At 62.8% G+C, this 17,195-nt stretch carries 15 protein-coding genes; 1 reads left to right on the top strand and 14 read right to left on the bottom strand.

What is annotated here, in order from left to right:
* Window position 1: 1 nt before the first annotated feature.
* The gene (locus APH36_RS07500; protein ID WP_225850642.1) at window positions 2–2,428 is read left to right on the top strand and encodes a penicillin acylase family protein; all 2,427 of its coding nucleotides are present in this window, start codon (window positions 2–4) and stop codon (window positions 2,426–2,428) included.
* 112 nt (window positions 2,429–2,540) lie between these two features.
* On the opposite strand, the gene APH36_RS07505 is transcribed toward APH36_RS07500, so the two are convergent.
* The 14 genes from APH36_RS07505 to APH36_RS07570 all read right to left on the bottom strand — a co-directional run bounded on the left by APH36_RS07505 (window position 2,541) and on the right by APH36_RS07570 (window position 17,046).
* Entirely contained in the window at window positions 2,541–3,326 is a 786-nt protein-coding gene (locus APH36_RS07505) for a MetQ/NlpA family ABC transporter substrate-binding protein (RefSeq protein WP_060498115.1), read from the bottom strand.
* 174 nt (window positions 3,327–3,500) lie between these two features.
* A complete protein-coding gene (locus APH36_RS07510) occupies window positions 3,501–4,331 on the bottom strand; it encodes a sigma 54-interacting transcriptional regulator (RefSeq protein ID WP_060498116.1) in 831 nt (276 codons plus the stop codon).
* A gap of 64 nt (window positions 4,332–4,395) precedes the next feature.
* Window positions 4,396–4,977 (bottom strand): alpha/beta hydrolase, encoded by a 582-nt coding sequence (locus APH36_RS07515; protein WP_060498117.1) that lies wholly within the window; start codon window positions 4,975–4,977, stop codon window positions 4,396–4,398.
* Window positions 4,978–5,258: 281 nt separating this feature from the next.
* Window positions 5,259–5,660 (bottom strand): biopolymer transporter ExbD, encoded by a 402-nt coding sequence (locus APH36_RS07520; protein WP_012274719.1) that lies wholly within the window; start codon window positions 5,658–5,660, stop codon window positions 5,259–5,261.
* A 1-nt stretch (window position 5,661) separates the two neighbouring features.
* Complete coding sequence (locus tag APH36_RS07525) at window positions 5,662–6,381, bottom strand: MotA/TolQ/ExbB proton channel family protein (RefSeq protein ID WP_060498118.1); 720 nt, start codon at window positions 6,379–6,381, stop codon at window positions 5,662–5,664.
* Window positions 6,382–6,411: 30 nt separating this feature from the next.
* Entirely contained in the window at window positions 6,412–7,212 is an 801-nt protein-coding gene (locus tag APH36_RS07530) for an energy transducer TonB (protein ID WP_060498119.1), read from the bottom strand.
* A gap of 265 nt (window positions 7,213–7,477) precedes the next feature.
* The gene (locus APH36_RS07535) at window positions 7,478–8,467 is read right to left on the bottom strand and encodes a sulfate/molybdate ABC transporter ATP-binding protein (protein ID WP_019098644.1); all 990 of its coding nucleotides are present in this window, start codon (window positions 8,465–8,467) and stop codon (window positions 7,478–7,480) included.
* Window positions 8,468–8,470: 3 nt separating this feature from the next.
* On the bottom strand, window positions 8,471–9,343 hold the full coding sequence (cysW, locus tag APH36_RS07540; RefSeq protein ID WP_060498120.1) for a sulfate ABC transporter permease subunit CysW: 873 nt from the start codon (window positions 9,341–9,343) through the stop codon (window positions 8,471–8,473).
* Between the two features lie 11 nt (window positions 9,344–9,354).
* Window positions 9,355–10,173, bottom strand: coding sequence for a sulfate ABC transporter permease subunit CysT (gene cysT / locus APH36_RS07545; protein ID WP_060498121.1), 819 nt, complete (start codon window positions 10,171–10,173; stop codon window positions 9,355–9,357).
* A 185-nt stretch (window positions 10,174–10,358) separates the two neighbouring features.
* Window positions 10,359–11,366, bottom strand: coding sequence for a sulfate ABC transporter substrate-binding protein (locus tag APH36_RS07550; RefSeq protein ID WP_012274725.1), 1,008 nt, complete (start codon window positions 11,364–11,366; stop codon window positions 10,359–10,361).
* Between the two features lie 48 nt (window positions 11,367–11,414).
* Window positions 11,415–11,597 carry a sulfur starvation response protein OscA gene (oscA, locus tag APH36_RS07555; RefSeq protein WP_016712582.1) on the bottom strand — a complete coding sequence of 61 codons (183 nt, stop codon included), beginning with the start codon at window positions 11,595–11,597 and terminating at the stop codon, window positions 11,415–11,417.
* A 237-nt stretch (window positions 11,598–11,834) separates the two neighbouring features.
* A complete protein-coding gene (locus tag APH36_RS07560) occupies window positions 11,835–14,897 on the bottom strand; it encodes an efflux RND transporter permease subunit (protein ID WP_060498122.1) in 3,063 nt (1,020 codons plus the stop codon).
* A complete protein-coding gene (locus APH36_RS07565) occupies window positions 14,894–15,961 on the bottom strand; it encodes an efflux RND transporter periplasmic adaptor subunit (RefSeq protein ID WP_060498123.1) in 1,068 nt (355 codons plus the stop codon). Before APH36_RS07565 ends, APH36_RS07560 begins: the two co-directional genes overlap by 4 nt.
* Window positions 15,958–17,046: an efflux RND transporter periplasmic adaptor subunit gene (locus tag APH36_RS07570; protein WP_060498124.1), complete on the bottom strand. Its 1,089-nt coding sequence runs from the start codon at window positions 17,044–17,046 to the stop codon at window positions 15,958–15,960. Before APH36_RS07570 ends, APH36_RS07565 begins: the two co-directional genes overlap by 4 nt.
* Between the last annotated feature and the right edge of the window lie 149 nt (window positions 17,047–17,195).

Here is a 17,195-nt window from a genome sequence, read left to right on the forward strand (position 1 = left end):
CATGAAGCGCAGCCTGACCCTGTTGGCCGTGGTGGTTACCGTGGCTGCCGGCGCCGGTTACTGGTACGTGCAGGGCAAGCTGCCGCAGCGCGAGGGCGAGTTGCCCCTGGCTGGCTTGCAGGCGCCGGTCAGCGTGCGCTACGACGCTCGCGGCGTGCCGCACCTGCAGGCGCAAAACGAGGCAGACCTGTACCGCGCCCTGGGCTACGTGCATGCCCAGGACCGGTTGTTCCAGATGGAAATCCTACGTCGCCTGGCCCGAGGCGAACTGGCCGAGGTGCTGGGCGACAAGCTGCTGCCCACCGATACCTTGTTCCGCAGCCTGCGCATTCGCGAACAGGCCGCACGGATGGCCAAGCGTCAGGACCGCCAGTCACCTGCCTGGCAGGCCCTGCAAGCCTACCTCGATGGGGTCAACGGCTGGCAAGCCAGCCATCCCAAGCCCGTGGAGTTCGACCTGCTGGGTATCACCCCTCGCCCGTTTACCGCCGAAGATACCCTGAGCATTGCCGGTTACCTCGCTTACAGTTTCGCCGCTGCGTTTCGCACCGAGCCCGCACTGACCTACATCCGCGACCAGCTTGGCCCCGATTACCTGAACATCTTCGACCTCGGCTGGAAACCCGAGGGGGCCCTGGGCACGCCACTGGCCGCTGCGGACTGGCAAAGCCTGGAAGCCCTCGCCCGCCTCAGCCACCAGGCGCTGGGTGACGCGGGCATCCCGCAGTTTGAAGGGAGCAACGCCTGGGCGGTGGCCGGCAGCCGTACCCGCAGCGGCAAACCGTTGCTGGCAGGCGACCCGCACATCGGTTTTGCAGTGCCGGCGGTGTGGTACGAGGCCGAACTGTCGGCACCCGGTTTCAACCTGTATGGCTACTTCCAGGCGCTCAACCCCTTTGCCCTGCTTGGCCACAACCGCGATTTCGGCTGGAGCCTGACCATGTTCCAGAACGATGACGTCGACCTGATCGCCGAGCGCACCAACCCGGCCGACGCCAATCAGGTGATGGTCGATGGCAAATGGCAGGCGCTGGAAAAAACCGAGCAACAGATCGCCGTCAAAGGCGAAGCGCCGGTCACGCTTAGCCTGCGCCGTTCGCCCCATGGTCCGATCGTCAACGACGTGCTAGGCGCTACTGCCGGGCCTACACCCATCGCCATGTGGTGGGCGTTTCTGGAAACCGAAAACCCGATTCTCGAAGGGTTCTATCAGCTCAACCGTGCCGACACGCTGGGCAAAATGCGCGAAGCTGCGGCCAAGGTTCATGCGCCGGGGCTGAACTTTGTCTGGGCCAATGCCCAAGGTGACATCGGCTGGTGGGCCGCTGCGCAGCTACCCATCCGCCCCGATGGTGTCGACCCGGCGTTCATCCTCGATGGCGCCAGCACGCAAGCCGACAAGCTCGGGTTCTACCCCTTCAGCGTCAACCCGCAGCAAGAGAACCCGGCGCGCGGCTATATCGTCTCGGCCAACTTCCAGCCGCCAGCAGGGGTGCCGATACCGGGTTACTACAACCTGCCCGACCGAGGCCGCCAGCTCGACCGCCACCTGGCCAACCCTGAGCTGAAATGGGACACCCAGAACAGCCAAGCCCTGCAGCTGGACACCGCCAGTGACCACGGCCCGCGCACGCTTGCACCGCTGCTGGCAACCCTGCGCGCAGTGGCCGAAGGTGACGAGGAGAAGGAACTGGTCGAACAGCTGGCCGCCTGGCGTGGCGACTACCCGCTGGATTCGACCAGCGCCACGCTGTTCAACCAGTTCCTCTACGAACTGGCCTTCGCGGCCCTGCACGACGAACTGGGCGACACCTGGTTCCCGGTACTGATCAGCACCCGCGCCATCGACGCTGCCTTGCCACGCCTGGCGGCGGACGCCGACTCCCCTTGGTGGAACACCCGAGGTGGCAACCAGCGTACCGACCGTACCGCCATCGTACGCCTGGCCTGGCAGCACAGCCTGAAGCACCTGCGCGACACCTTGGGTAGCGACCCGGCCAGCTGGCAATGGGGCAAGGCCCATACCCTGACCCACAACCACCCGCTTGGCGTGAAAAAGCCGCTGAACCTGCTGTTCAACGTTGGGCCGTTCGCCGCGCCCGGTACCCATGAGGTGCCGAACAACCTTTCTGCGAAGATCGGCCCGGCGCCATGGCCGGTGACCTACGGGCCTTCGACGCGGCGGCTGATCGATTTTGCCGATGCCGGCCAGGCGCTGACCAGCAACCCGGTCGGGCAGAGTGGCGTGCCGTTTGACCAACACTATGCGGACCAGGCTAAAGGTTATGTGGAGGGGCAGTACAAAAAGGCACAGATGGGGGTAATCCCGGCGCAGAGCACCTTGCGATTAGTGCCCGGAGACTCAAGTGGCGCAGCTGTACAGCCACATGTGGGAGCGGGCGTGCCCGCGAAGGAGGCGACACGGTAGATGGCACCGGCTACGCCGGTGTTCGCGGGCACGCCCGCTCCCACAGGTAACCGTGCCCAGAAACAAAAATGCCGACGCAAGTGCGTCGGCATTTTCTATCACTACGAGTGCATCAGAACGCCGGCAGCACAGCACCTTGATACTTCTTGGCGATGAATGCCTTCACCTCAGGGCTGGTCAGGGCCTTGGCCAGTTTCTGGATGGACTCGCTGTCCTTGTTGTCCGGGCGGGCAACCAGGAAGTTCACGTACGGCGAGTCGGCACCTTCGATTACCAGTGCGTCCTTGGCCGGATTTAGGCCGGCTTCCAGGGCGTAGTTGGTGTTGATCATGTCCAGGTCGACCTGGTCCAGCACGCGCGGCAACATGGCCGATTCAAGCTCGCGGAACTTCAGCTTCTTCGGGTTCTCGGCGATGTCCTTAGGCGTGGCCAGGGCATTCTTAGGGTCTTTCAGGGTGATCAGGCCAGCCTTCTGCAGCAGGATCAGGGCGCGGCCGCTGTTACTGCCTTCGTTAGGGATGGCAACGGTTGCGCCTTCCTTCAGCTCGGACAGGTTCTTGATCTTCTTGGAATAGCCACCGAACGGCTCGACGTGCACGCCAATCACGGTTTCCAGGTGGGTGCCCTTACCTTCGTTGAAGCTCTTCAGGTACGGCAAGGTCTGGAAGTAGTTGGCGTCCAGGCGCTTCTGGTCAACCTGCACGTTTGGCTGCACATAGTCGGTGAAGACCTTGATCTGCAGGTCCACGCCTTCTTTGGCCAGGGTCGGCTTGATCAGCTCGAGGATTTCGGCGTGCGGTACCGGAGTAGCGGCAACCACCAGCTTCTCGGCGGCGGCGGCCAGGCCGGAAAACGACAGGGCAGCGGCCAGGGCAGTGGTCAGCAGGGTCTTCTTCATGGTGATCCTTGTTCTGAATCTGGGCCATCAGCGATGGCGAATCGGGTGCCCAACCGGTTCACCAGCGGGCGTAGGCGGACAATACCTAGAATTTTTATTCCGTAACAATATCTTTTACTTAGCTGCTTATTCCAAAAACAAATCGCCATTAGCCAGTTTGCTTATGAGCGATGTCTAACGCGCAGGGTTGGCCAGGTCCAGGTCCTCTGGCTGCAGCTCTTCGCCGTCATTCACCAGCAAGGCGAAGTGGATGACATTCTCCAGTTCACGGGTATTTCCAGGCCATGGATGGGCTTCCAGCACCTGCTGCGCCGCCTCGCTCACCAGCGGTACAGGGCGTTGCAGGCGTACGCTGTAGATGCCCGCGAAGTACTCGGCCAGCGGCAGGATATCGCCGGGCCGCTCACGCAGCGGTGGCAGCTCCAGCGCACCTTCGCGCAGGTACTGGTACAAGCGCTCGTTAAAGCGCCCTGCCCGTACCACTCGCACCAGGTCGATGCTGGTCGCGGCCACCAGCCGCACATCCACCGGCTGCGGCTGCTGCGCCCCCACTCGGGTGACTTCGCGGTTTTCCAGGGCAGCCAGCAGCTTGCCCTGGATGGCCAGCGGCAAGTCGGCAATCTCGTCCAGGTACAACGTGCCGCCATTGGCCGAGCCGAACCAGCCGGCGCGGCTGCTGGCCGTACCGCCATGGCTGCCGGCGCTGTAGCCGAACAGCTCGGCATCGGCATACGTGGGGCTGATGGCCGCGCAGTTGACCGACACGAACAGCCCGCCACGATCACTGGCACGGTGGATTTGCCGGGCCAGCAACTCCTTGCCGGTGCCGGTCTCGCCACGGATCAGCACGGGCAAGGGTTGCGGCGCCAGGCGCTCAAGGTCTTCGCGCAGTTGCTGCGAACGCGGGTCGATGAACACCAGCGCCTTGGCGCGGATGCTCAGCGGGCTCTTGTCCAGCTCGGGAAAGGTCAACAGCGGCTGGCCAAACGGGTTTTGAAAAGTCATGACAAACTCCCGCCCCTGGCCTTCATTGGCCGGGCGTCAGGTAAGCGGTAAACAGTAAAGGCGATCAGGCGCGGCGCAGTGCGCGCTGCTCGACCCGGCTTTGCAAGCGATACAGGTAGGCGAAGCCTTGTTCCCAGCGTTCATGGCCGGACTTGACGTTGATGTGCCCGGCATTGCTCAGCAAACCCGCCTCTGCGCCCCAGGCCTTGGCCAAGTAAAGCGCCCGAGGCACGTTCACGGCCGGGTCGTTGTCCGAACTGACCACCTGACTGGGAAACGGCAGCGCTTCGGTCGGGATCGGCGCAAAGTTGCGCAAGGCTGGCGCGCAGGTAGGCCGCTCGACATCCGCTGGCGCCACCAGCAGCGCGCCGCGCACCCGGCGCAGCAACGCCGGGCTGGCCTGCGCGGCCCAGTGGGCGACGGTGATGCAACCCAGGCTGTGGGCAATCAGGATCACGGGCGAGTCTTCGGCGATGATCGCCTGCTCCAGCGCCTGCACCCAGTCCTGCCGTTGCGGGGTCAGCCAGTCGTGCTGCTCGACCCGTGCACTGTTGGGCAGGGTGCGCTGCCAGTGACTTTGCCAATGGTTGTCTGGCGATCCTTGCCAGCCCGGCACAATCAGGTAACGAATCGACTCATTGCGCATGGGGACGCCTCCAGTAAGTTTGCGTGCTTGGAGACCAGTATAGGGAGGCAGTTATATTCGTAAAGGAATAAGAAGCTATTTATTAATAACAAAAATATTTATGCCTTGTGCGATCCCTGTGGGAGCGGGCATGCCCGCGAAGCGAGCACCGCGGTGGATGGCACGGGCTTCGCCCGTGTTCGCGGGCACGCCCGCTCCCACAGGGATCACGCAAAAAAAAGGGCCAACCCCTGCCAAGAGATGTGGCCCATAAGCACTTGCCTGAAGAGGCTTGGTAAAAGTCAGCGCGCGGTTATCACCGCCAGTTTGCTGATCCCTGCACGTTCGATGGCTGCCATGGCCCGCGCCACTTCGCCGTAGTTCACGCCGTCATCGGCCTGCAGCTGCACGCGCACGTCCGCGTCCTTGTCCTTGGCAGCCTTGAGGTTGGTTTCCAGCAGGTCGGGCTGGATCTGGTCCTTGTTGATGAACAGCTTGCCTTCACCGTCGATGCTGACCACCAGCGGGTCCTTCTGCTCCACCGGGGCCACGGCCTCGGTCTTGGGCAGGTTGATGGGGATCGCGTTGGTCAGCAACGGCGCGGTGACGATGAACACCACCAGCAGCACCAGCATGACGTCCACCAGCGGCGTGACGTTGATTTCACTGAGGACTTCGTCGCTGTCCTGGGTCGAAAAGGCCATATCAGGACGCCTCCTTCACCGGCTGGGTAAAACCAGCCTGGGCTTTTTGCACAGCGGGGTGCACCAACACACGGAAGGCACTCTTCTGCGCCAGGCTGTAGAAGTCGTGGGCAAAGTCATCGAGGTCGGCAGCGGTCAGCTTCAGACGACGCAGGAAGTAGTTGTAGACCAGCACCGCAGGCACTGCGACGGCGATACCCACACCGGTGGCCACCAGTGCAGCACCGATGGGGCCGGCGACGGTTTCCAGGCTGGCGGAGCCGGCCGCGCTGATGCCCTTGAGCGCTTCCATGATGCCCCACACGGTGCCGAACAGGCCGATGAAGGGCGAGGTGCTGCCGATACTGGCGACCACCGCCAGGCCGGTTTCCAGCGAGCGGCGCTCACGCACGATCTGCTGACGCAGGGCACGCTCCAGGCGGTCCTGGTGGTTGATGGCGTGGCTCAGGTCGTTGGCCTGGGTGTCGCCAACGGCAATCGCGGCGTAGCCAGACTGGGCAACGCGGGCAGCCGGGCCTGGCAGCTCGTGGCTGAGCTCGGCGGCCGAGTCCAGGCTGGAGGCCGCCCAGAACTGCTGGTGGACGCGTTTGTCCTGGTTCTTCAGCCGCACGAACTGCGCGACCTTGACCAGGGCCAGGCCCCAAGTGACGACAGAAAAACCAACCAGCAGCCAGATGACTGCGCTTTCAACGGATTCGAGGGGGGATGCCAGCAGGCTCATGATGATGTCTTCCTGTGTTCTGCGAAAAAGTTAGCGAAGCTTGAAATCGATCGGCACGCTGACCCAGCCGGTCTGGGCCACGTCGCCCTGCTTGGCGGGCACGAAGCTCCAGCGCTTCACCGCAGCCAACGCTGCGGCGTCGAGGGCATCACGGCCGCTGCTCTTCTGGACCTGGATCTGCCCGGGTTTACCGCTGGGCAGCACCTCTACACGCAGCAGCACGGTGCCTTCCCAACCCCGCCGCTGGGCCATCTGCGGATACTCCGGCGCCGGGTTTTTCAGATACGCGGCGTTGGCCGAAGCGGGCGTAACCGGGGCCGGCGCGGGTGGTGCGGGTGCAGGTGGTGCCGGGGCGGCCAGTGGGGCTGGCGGCGGCGCTTCGACCGGTTTGGGCTGTGGTTTGGGTGCTTGCTTGACCACAGGCTTGGGCACGGGCTTTGGCTTGGGTTTGGGCTTGGCGGCCAGTTCGTCGATCACGGGTGGTGGTGGCGGCGGCTCGACGACGGGTGGTGCAGGCGCAGGCGGTGGCGGTTCGACCACAGGGGGCGCGGGCGCTGCGAACTCGATGGTCATGGGCGGCACTTGCGGTGGCACCACGGGCAGCTCTGGCGTGGGTGCCTGGCTTACCCAGTACGCCGCAGCGCCGTGCAAAGCCAGCACCAGCAGGCCCAACACCAACTTGTCGCGGCGCTTGAGCCCGCTGACGGGCGTGCGTTGCAGGCGCAGCTGACCAAGCGGTAGGCGAAGCGTGCGTCCAAGCTCGACCAGGTCACCCGGGGCCGGGCGCCATGGCTGGTCGTAGGCCCTGACGGCCGACTGGACATTACCCATTGATCAAACTCCTGGGGTCTCGATTCAGGTATGGCTGAATCATCAGGGCCAGAGGCTTATCTCTTAAAGTAATGTTTAAAATTATAGTTATAACTTAAGTGAATATTGTTTTTGGAGGGTAGCGTGAAGGCCAAGAACTGCGCGGGCTGTGGCTGACCAAGCAAAACTCGATGCTTTGTGGGCATGCAAAATATTCAGGCAAGGCATGGAATTGCAGGCATAAAAAACCCGGGACCATGCCCGGGCTCTCATTACCTGAAGAGGCTCAGATATCCGCCACCTTCTGCCAAACCTTCGGCCGGAAGAACAATGTCTCCCCCCGCGCCAGCCCGGTCAGGCTGTCATGGTCTTTCACCACCTCGGCCTCGATCAGCTCGCTCTGCCCCTCGACTTTCAAGGTCACCCGGGTAGTCGCGCCCAACGGGCGAATATCCCGCACCTCGGCCGCATGGTGCCCTTCGGTCTCATGCCGCGACAGCGACACTTCGTGCGGGCGGAACAGCACATGGTGGCCTTCGCTCAGGGCCAGGCGGTTGGAGTCGCCCAGGAAGTGGTAGACGAAGTCGTTGGCCGGCTGCTCGTACACTTCGCCCGGCGAGCCGATCTGCTCGATCACGCCCTTGTTCATCACCACGATGCGGTCGGCCACTTCCATGGCTTCTTCCTGGTCGTGGGTCACGAATACCGAGGTCAGGTTGATGTCTTCGTGCAGCCGCGCCAGCCAGCGGCGCAGCTCTTTGCGCACCTTGGCATCCAGCGCACCGAACGGCTCGTCCAGCAGCAGCACCTTGGGCTCCACCGCCAGCGCGCGGGCCAAGGCGATACGCTGACGCTGACCGCCAGACAGCTGTTCGGGGTAGCGGTCGGACAACCAGTCCAGCTGCACCATGTTCAGCAGCTCATGCACCTTCTCGGCGATCTTGCTCTCGCTCGGGCGCTCGCCCTTGGGCTTCATGCGCAGGCCGAAAGCGACGTTGTCGAACACACTCATGTGGCGGAACAGCGCGTAGTGCTGGAACACGAAACCGACGTTGCGGTCACGCACGTCATGGCCGGACACGTCTTCGCCATGGAACACGATATTGCCCTGGTCCGGGGTTTCCAGGCCGGCGATGATGCGCAGCAGCGTGGTCTTGCCACAGCCGGACGGGCCGAGCAAAGCCACCAGCTCGCCGCTGTTGATGTCCAGGTTGATGTTGTCCAGGGCCTGGAAGCTGTTGAAGCGCTTGCTGACGTTACGAACTTCGATCGACATGAATCATTCCTCCGCGGCGCTGTGGCGCAGGCGGTTAATACGGTTCTCGCTCCACTGCTTGAGCAGCAGGATGAAGAGCGCCAGGATCAGCAACAGGCTGGCCACGCTGAAGGCCGCGACGTGGTTGTACTCGTTGTAGAGGATCTCCACGTGCAGCGGCAAGGTGTTGGTCACGCCACGAATGTGGCCCGACACCACCGACACCGCGCCAAACTCGCCCATGGCCCGTGCGGTACACAGCACCACGCCATAGATCAGGCCCCATTTGATGTTGGGCAAGGTCACGTGCCAGAACATCTGCCAGCCATTGGCGCCGAGCAGTCGCGCGGCCTCCTCTTCTTGCGTGCCCTGCTCCTGCATCAGCGGGATCAGTTCACGGGCCACGAACGGCACGGTGACGAAAATGGTCGCCAGGACGATGCCCGGTAGGGCAAACACGATCTGGATGTCGTGGTCCTGCAACCAGGGGCCGAACAGGCCTTGCGCACCGAACATCAGCACGTAGACCAGGCCGGCGATCACCGGCGACACCGAGAACGGCAGGTCGATCAGGGTGACCAAGATGCTCTTGCCACGGAAGGTGTACTTGCTGACGCACCAGGCGGCGCTGACGCCAAACACCAGGTTGAGCGGCACCGAGATGACGACTGCGAGCAGCGTCAGCTTCAGTGCCGACAAGGCGTCGGGCTCGAAGATAGCCTCGAAGAAGGTACCAAAACCGTTCTTCAGCGCCTGCGACACCACGATCACCAGCGGCAACAGCAGGAACAGGGCGAACACCAGCCAGCCAAGGCCGATCAGGATACGCCGCGAAGTGGCGTTGCCACGGCGGGCGGCGTTGGCGGCCGCGCTTGCACTCAGGGATGAACTGGACATGCCGGCCTCCTTCAAGGGGTTTCGATGCGGCGCTGCAACAGGTTGATCAGCAGCAGCAGGATGAAGGAAACCACCAGCATCAGCACGCCGATGGCGGTTGCGCCGGTGTAGTCGTACTGGTCGAGCTTGACCATGATCAGCAGCGGCAGGATCTCGGTCTTCATCGGCATGTTGCCGGCGATGAAGATCACCGAACCATACTCACCCACGCCACGGGCGAAGGCCAGGGCGAAGCCGGTGAGCCAGGCAGGCAGCAAGGCCGGCGCCAGTACATGGCGGAACACCTGCAGCGGCTTGGCGCCCAGGCAGGCAGCGGCCTCTTCCACTTCACGCGGGATGTCGGCCAGTACCGGCTGAACCGTGCGCACTACGAACGGCAAGGTGACGAAGGTCAGCGCCAGGGTGATACCCAGCGGGGTGTAGGCGATCTTGAAGCCAAGGTCGGTGGCGAACTGGCCAACCCAGCCCGCGGGCGCGTACAGGGCGGTCAAGGCGATACCGGCAACGGCGGTAGGCAGGGCGAACGGCAGGTCGATCATCGCATCGATGATCTTGCGCCCGGGGAAGGTATAGCGCACCAGCACCCAGGCCAGCAGGGTGCCGATCACACCGTTGATGATGGCGGCGAACAGGGCGGTGCCGAAACTCAGCTTGAGCGCGGCGAGTACCCGCGGCGCACTGACGATGTTCCAGAACTGCTCCCAGGTCAGCTGCGCGGCATGAATGAACATGGCTGCCAGCGGTATCAGCACGATCAGGCTGAGGTACACCAAGGTGTAGCCCAGCGTCAGCCCGAAGCCGGGTATGACGGGGGAAATACGACGTGACATAAGTATCCCTGGTTGAACGCACGAAGCCCGGAATCGATCCCGGGCTGGTGCAAGCTTTTGAATCCTGGGGCTACTTTGCAGCCCATTCGCGGCACAAGGCCGCTCCTACAGGGGATCGCGATTCCATGTAGGAGCGGCCTTGTGCCGCGAATGGGCCGCAACGCGGCCCCGCTTTTCCATGGCCCTTACTGTGCCTGATAGATCTGGTCGAACACACCGCCATCATTGAAGAATTTGGGTTGTGCAGTTTTCCAGCCACCGAAGTCCTTGTCGATGGTTACCAGGTCCAGTTTCGGGAATTGCTTGCCGAATTCGGCAGCAACTTTCTCGTCACGCGGGCGGTAGAAGTTCTCGGCGGCAATTTTCTGCCCGGCCGGGCTGTACAGGTGCTTGAGGTATTCGGTGGCAATCTCGGTATTGCCCTTCTTCTCGGCGTTCTTGTCCACCACGGCCACTGGCGGTTCGGCCAGGATCGACAGCGACGGCACGACGATGTCGAACTTGTCGGCGCCACCGTCTTCCTTCAGCGCCAGGAAGGCTTCGTTTTCCCAGGCCAGCAACACGTCGCCCTGGCCGTTGTTGACGAAGGTGATGGTCGAGCCACGGGCGCCGGTGTCCAGCACCGGTACGTGCTTGAACAGCTCCTGCACGTATTCCTTGGCCTTCTCTTCGCTACCGCCGGCCTTCAGGCCGTAGGCCCAGGCGGCCAGGAAGTTCCAGCGCGCACCGCCGGAGGTTTTCGGGTTGGGGGTGATGACCGACACGTCTTTCTTGATCAGGTCGCCCCAGTCCTTGATGCCTTTCGGGTTGCCCTTGCGCACCAGGAACACGATGGTCGAGGTGTACGGGGTGCTGGCGTCCGGCAGGCGGGTCTGCCAGTTGTCCGGCAGGGTCTTGCCGAGCTTGGCGACTTCGTCGATGTCACCGGCCAGGGCCAGGGTCACCACGTCGGCGCGCAGGCCGTCGATCACCGCACGGGCCTGCTTGCCCGAGCCACCGTGGGACTGCTGGATCTTCACCTTGTCGCCCGGGTGGGCCTGCTGCCAGTGCTTGATGAACTCGGCGTTGTACTGCTGGTACAGCTCGCGGGTCGGGTCGTAGGACACGTTCAGCAGTTCGTAGTCCTTGGCGATGGCGGAACCGGCAAAAACAGCGCTGGCCAAAGCGGCAAGCGCATAACGGCGGATGGACATGGTGAAGCTCCCGATTGGCATTTTTCTAGTTTTGAATGTGAGGCGCGATCAGCCGGCCTTGTTGCCGGGCTGTTGCAGGCGGAACTTCTCCTTGCGCTCGATCTGTACGACCTGAGCGTTGTGCACAGTGATCTCCACCGCACCGAAACGCAGGTCGCGCAAGGCGCTCTGGATTTCACGCAGAATGGTGGCTTCGTCCTGACCGTCGATGCTACGCAGAGATGCACTCATGCTCGTTCTCCTTGGAGTGAGGGTGCCGGGCAGAGGTTTGAAGGGGATTTGCGCCTGGCTTGAGGGCAATAGTAGTGAGGCGGAGTTATTCTTAAAAATACTGTTTAAGAATGTTTATATAACCAAATTAAAATCACGATTTTACAGGCGACAACAACCTCTGTGGGAGCGGGCGTGCCCGCAAATGCGGCAGTGAATCCACCACCGCATTCGCGGGCACGCCTGCTCCCACAGTGTTCAGTGTTGGGTTTTAGTGCTGTTTTCAGGCTCACGGATCTTGTACCAGGCCACATACAAGGCCGGCAGGAACAACAGCGTCAGCAGGGTGGCCACAATGATCCCGCCAATCATGGCGTACGCCATCGGCCCCCAGAACACTTCGCGGGCAATCGGGATCATGCCCAGGCTCGCCGCCGCCGCCGTCAGCAATATCGGCCGGCGCCGGTGGTTAGTAGCCTCCACCACCGCGTCCCAGGGCGAGAAGCCCTGGGCCTCGAACTCGTCGATCTGGGTCACCAGGATCACCGAGTTGCGAATGATGATACCCGCCAGCGCGAGGATGCCGAGAATCGCCACAAAGCCCATGGGCGTGCCTGTGGGCACCAGTGCGATGATCACGCCAATCAGCCCCAGCGGCGCCACGCTCACCACCAGGAACAGCTTCTGCACGCTGTGCAGCTGGATCATCAGGAAAGTGGCCATGAGGAACAGCATCAGCGGGATCACCTTGCGGATCGGCCCTTGCGCCTTGGCGCTTTCCTCCACCGTACCGCCGGTAGCCACCTCGAAGCCCACCGGCAGCTTGCTGGCGAATTCGTCGATCTTCGGCTTCAGCTGGGCCACCAGGTCGGTGGGCTGGATGTCGCCGTTGACCGACGCCTTGATGGTGATGGTCGGTTTGCGGTCCCGCCGCCACACCAGCGGCTGCTCCAGCTCATAACGCACCGTGGCGAACGACAGCAACGGGATCGAGGTGCCGTTGGGCGTGAGGATCTGCAGGTTCTGCAGGGTATCAGGCGAGCCGCGCTCGCTGTTTTCGGCACGGGCCACCACGTTGACCAGGTAGATGTTGTCATTGACCTGGGTGATCTGCACGCCGCTGACGATGCTGTTCATCACATTGGCCACGTCTTCCGACGACAACCCTAGCTGGCGTGCCTTGTCCTGGGCGATTTCCACGCGCAGCACCTTACCCGGCTCGTTCCAGTCATAGATCATCTCGCCGATGTGCTCGTTCTGGTCGAGCAAGGTGGCCAGTTCGATGGCATGCTTGCGCACTTCGTCGATGTTGGCACCACTGACCCGATACTGGATCGGCCGCCCTACCGGCGGGCCCATTTCCAGCGACTGTACGTTGGTACCAATGCCGACGAACTCTTCGTGCAGGATCTTCTGCAAACGAGCCATCATGGCCTGACGCTCTTCGAAGCCTTTGCTGACGATCACCAACTGCGCGTAGTACGGGTTCTGCAATTGTTGGTCGAGGGGAAGGTAAAAACGAATGGCACCCTGGCCGATGTAGGTGCTCCAGTGCACCAGGTCCGGGTCATCCTTGATCCGTGCCTCGAAGCGGTCGACCACCTTGCGCGTCTCCTCGATCGAGGCGTTTTGCGGCAGGTTGAGGTCGACCAGGATTTCCGGGCGGTCCGAGGACGGGAAGAACTGGTTCTGCACAAAGCGCTCGCAGAAAATGGCCAGCACAAACAACAGCACGGTGCCGATGATGGTCAGCCAGCGGTTGCGCATGCACCACAGCAGGCCATGTTCGAAAGCCTTGCCCAGGCGGCCAGGCTCGGCTTCATGGGGTTTGACCTTGCTGCTAAGGATGTGTACGCCCAGCACGGGCGCGAAGAACACCGCCACCACCCATGACACGATCAGCGCCACGGCAATCACGGCAAACAGGGTGTAGGTATATTCACCGGCCGAACTGGCGTTCAGGCCGATCGGCACGAAACCGGCCACAGTCACCAGGGTGCCGGTCAGCATGGGGAAGGCTGTGGAGGTGTAGGCAAACGTCGCCGCCTGCTCCTTGCTTTCACCCATCTCCAGCCGCGTGACCATCACCTCCACGGTGATCATTGCATCGTCCACCAGCAGACCAAGCGCAATGATCAGCGCCCCCAGCGAAATCCGCTGCATGGTGATGCCGCTGTACTCCATGAATACGAACACCATGGCCAGCACCAGCGGGATCGAACACGCCACCACCAGGCCTGCGCGCACGCCCAGGCTGATGAAACTCACCCCCAGTACGATCACTACCGCCTCGAACAGTGCGCTGGTGAAGCCGCCGACGGCCTGTTTCACCACCACCGCCTGGTCCGACACGGTGTGTACCCCAACCCCTATCGGCAAGTCCTCGACCACTTTGTCCATACGCTTTTTCAGCGCCGCACCGAACACCTGGATGTTGCCCCCGGCCTTCATGCCGATGGCCAGCCCAAGCGCGGTCTGGCCGTTGTAGCGGAACATGGGTGACGGCGGGTCGACATACCCGCGTTCGATATCCGCAATATCCGCCAGGCGGAAGAAGCGGTCATTGATGCGCAGGTTGACCGTTTCCAGGTCTTTTTCCGAGGCGAACTGCCCGGTGGTGCGCACCGAAATGCGCTCGGGGCCGGCCTCGATCACGCCGGCCGGGGTCACGGCGTTCTGCGATTGCAAGGCCTGCATGACCTGGCGCTGGTCAATGCCCAGCGCAGCCAGCTTGCGGGTGGAGAAGTTCAGGTACAGCACTTCATCCTGGGTACCGACCAACTCGATCTTACCGATGTTGGGCACATCGCGGACCTCAGCCCTGGCTTGCTCCACGTAGTCGCGCAACTGGCGCAGGGTAAGGCCATCGGAGGTAAAGGCGTAGATCGAGCCGAATACATCACCGAATTCGTCATTGAACGCAGGCCCCTGGATGCCCTGAGGGAACTGGCCGCGAATGTCCTGGATCTTCTTGCGCACCTGGTACCAGATGTCCGGGATGTCCTTGGCCTTGGTGGTGTCGCGCAGGTACACGTAGACCGTGGACTCACCCGGCCGGGTGTAGCTTTTGGTGTAATCGAGGGAATCGAGTTCTTCGAGTTTCTTTTCGATGCGGTCGGTGACCTGGTACAGCGTCTCGTCCTGGGTCGCGCCTGGCCAACGGGTCTGGATCACCATGGTCTTGATGGTGAACGACGGGTCTTCCTCACGGCCCAGGTTGAAATAGGAAAATATCCCCATCAGCAGGCCAACGAACATCAGGTACCAGACGAAGGATTGATGCTTGAGTGCCCAGTCGGACAGGTTGAAGCTTCCTTTCATTGCGCATCCTCGTCGAAGGTGACCTTCTGGCCAGGCTTGAGGCTGTTCACACCTGCGGTCACGACGCGCTCGCCAGGCTGCACGCCCGACGTCAGGACGATGCTGTCGGCGGTGCGGTCGATCAACGCCACATCACGGGTGGCCACGGTCTTCTGCTGCGTGTCGATCACCCACACCTGGGTTTTGCCGTCACGTTCCAGCAAGGCACTCGCGGGTAGCTCGCTGCGTGGCGTCACTTCCGCGCTCAAGGTCACGCTGATGGCGGTGCCCAGGTGGAACGCCGCCGGTGTGCTCGCCAGGGTCAGCCGGGCGCGTCGGGTGCGGGTGGTGGCGTCGGCCTGGGGTTCCAGCTCGCGCAGGCTGGCCGTGGTGTTGATGGTCGGGTCCAGTTGCGAGGCCACGGTAAAGGTCAGGCCCTGGCTCAACTGCTCGGCCAGGCCGATCGGCAGGTCGATCACCGCTTCCTTCACATCCGGCCGGGCCAGGGTTACCACGGCCTGGCCTGCGGTGACGGTTTGCCCGGCTTCGGCCTGCCAGGCGGTGATCACGGCAGCGTGGTCGGTGCGCAAGGTGCTGTAGTCAAGCTGGTCACGGGCTTGGCTGAGCGCCGAGCGCGCCTGCTCCAGTGCTGCGCTGGTGGTTTTCAGGTTGGTCTGGGCGATATCCAGCTGGGCCTGGGCGCCCACTCCGCGGTCGTACAGCTGCTGCTGGCGGCGGGCATCGGCCTGGGCGTTGATCCACTGGGCCTGCACCTTGGCCAGGTCGCCTTCGGCGGCACGCAGCTGGTTTTGCTGGTCGGTCGGGTCGAGGGTAGCCAAGGTGTCGCCCGGCTTCACCTGGGCGCCCACGTCCAGCCAACGCCGGGCAATACGGCCGGAAACCCGAAAGCCCAGGGTGCTTTCAAAGCGCGCCTGGATACTGCCGGCAAAACGACCCAGCTGCGACTCGACCTGGGGTTCGACCTTCACCGACAACACCGGCCGAATCGGCTCTGGCGCCTCGTCCTCGCTGCTGCAACCCACCAGCAGCACGCCAGCCGACAGCATCAGCAGCAGGCGCTTCATAGCTCACCCCCTTGGGCCTTGGCGTCGACCTTCTGAACCTGCATGCCGGGGTGCAATAACTGGCCGCCATTGACCACCACGGTCTCGCCGCCTTTAAGGCCGCTGGCGACCACAATTTTGCCGGTGAGGTAACGGCTGACTTCGACTTTGCGCAGTTCCACCTTGTCGCCCTCGCCTACCACCCACACGGCGGGCTCATGCAGGGCTTTTGTCAGTGCCGACCACGGTAGCTCGACGCTGGGCCGGCCTTGGGCATTGGTGGTGGCGGTGACCGGTGCGCCCAACCGCATGCCCACGGGCACATCTTTCAGGCCTACCTTGACCTGCACCGTGCCGCTTTGCGCCGATACCGTGGGGGTGATTTCACGCACGAAGCCATGTGCCTGGACCTTGGGGTTGTCCAGCAGGCTGACGATCACCCCGGCATCGCTGGGCGGCGCCACCAGCAGCGATTCGTACACGTTGAACACCGCATCACGGTCGCCATCGGTGGCCAGGCTGAAGATGGGCATCGTGGCCTGCACCACCTGGCCGACTTCGGCCTGACGCTCGGTGATGACCCCCGCGGCCTCGGAGACCAGTGCGGTGTAGCTGAGCTGTTCGTTGGCGTTGGCCAGTTGCGCCTGGGCGGCCTTGAGCGCGCTCTGGTTGCTGCGCAGCGCGGCTTCGGCGGAGTCGTATTCACTTTGGCTGGTGTAGCCCTTGGGCAGCAGTTTTTGCTGGCGCACAAAGGCGGCGCTGGTCTGGGTGACCCGCGCCTGGGCGGCGAACACCTCGGCCTTGGCCGAGTCGACGTTGTTCTGCAGGTCTTTCGGGTCCAGCCGGGCCAGCACCTGGTTGGCCTTGACGTGGTCGCCCACATCGACGCTGCGCGAAATGATCTTTCCGCCCACACGGAACGACAGGTCAGTCTGCACCCGCGCTTGCACATCGCCCGTCAGGGTGACCCTGGCAGCGAAATCGGTGGGTTGGACCTGTTGCACACCGACCCGAGGCAGCGTCTCGGGGACCTCTTCCTTGCTACAGCCGGTGAGCATGGACAGCAAGCCCAAGCCTGCCAGCAACAGTGGACGCGTCACCCTCATGCAGGCTCCTAGCTTGCGCACAAATGATTTGTGAGATGCGACTGTCAGCGTAGTTCAGGGTTCGATAAACATCACTGACGGATAGAGGACGTATGCGCGTCAGGGCATCAAGGTGCACGCCTCGATTTTTTCGGTGCTTATCAGATCGA

This window comes from Pseudomonas sp. NBRC 111133, from assembly GCF_001320605.1.
In the GTDB taxonomy this organism is placed as follows: Bacteria; Pseudomonadota; Gammaproteobacteria; order Pseudomonadales; family Pseudomonadaceae; genus Aquipseudomonas; species Aquipseudomonas monteilii.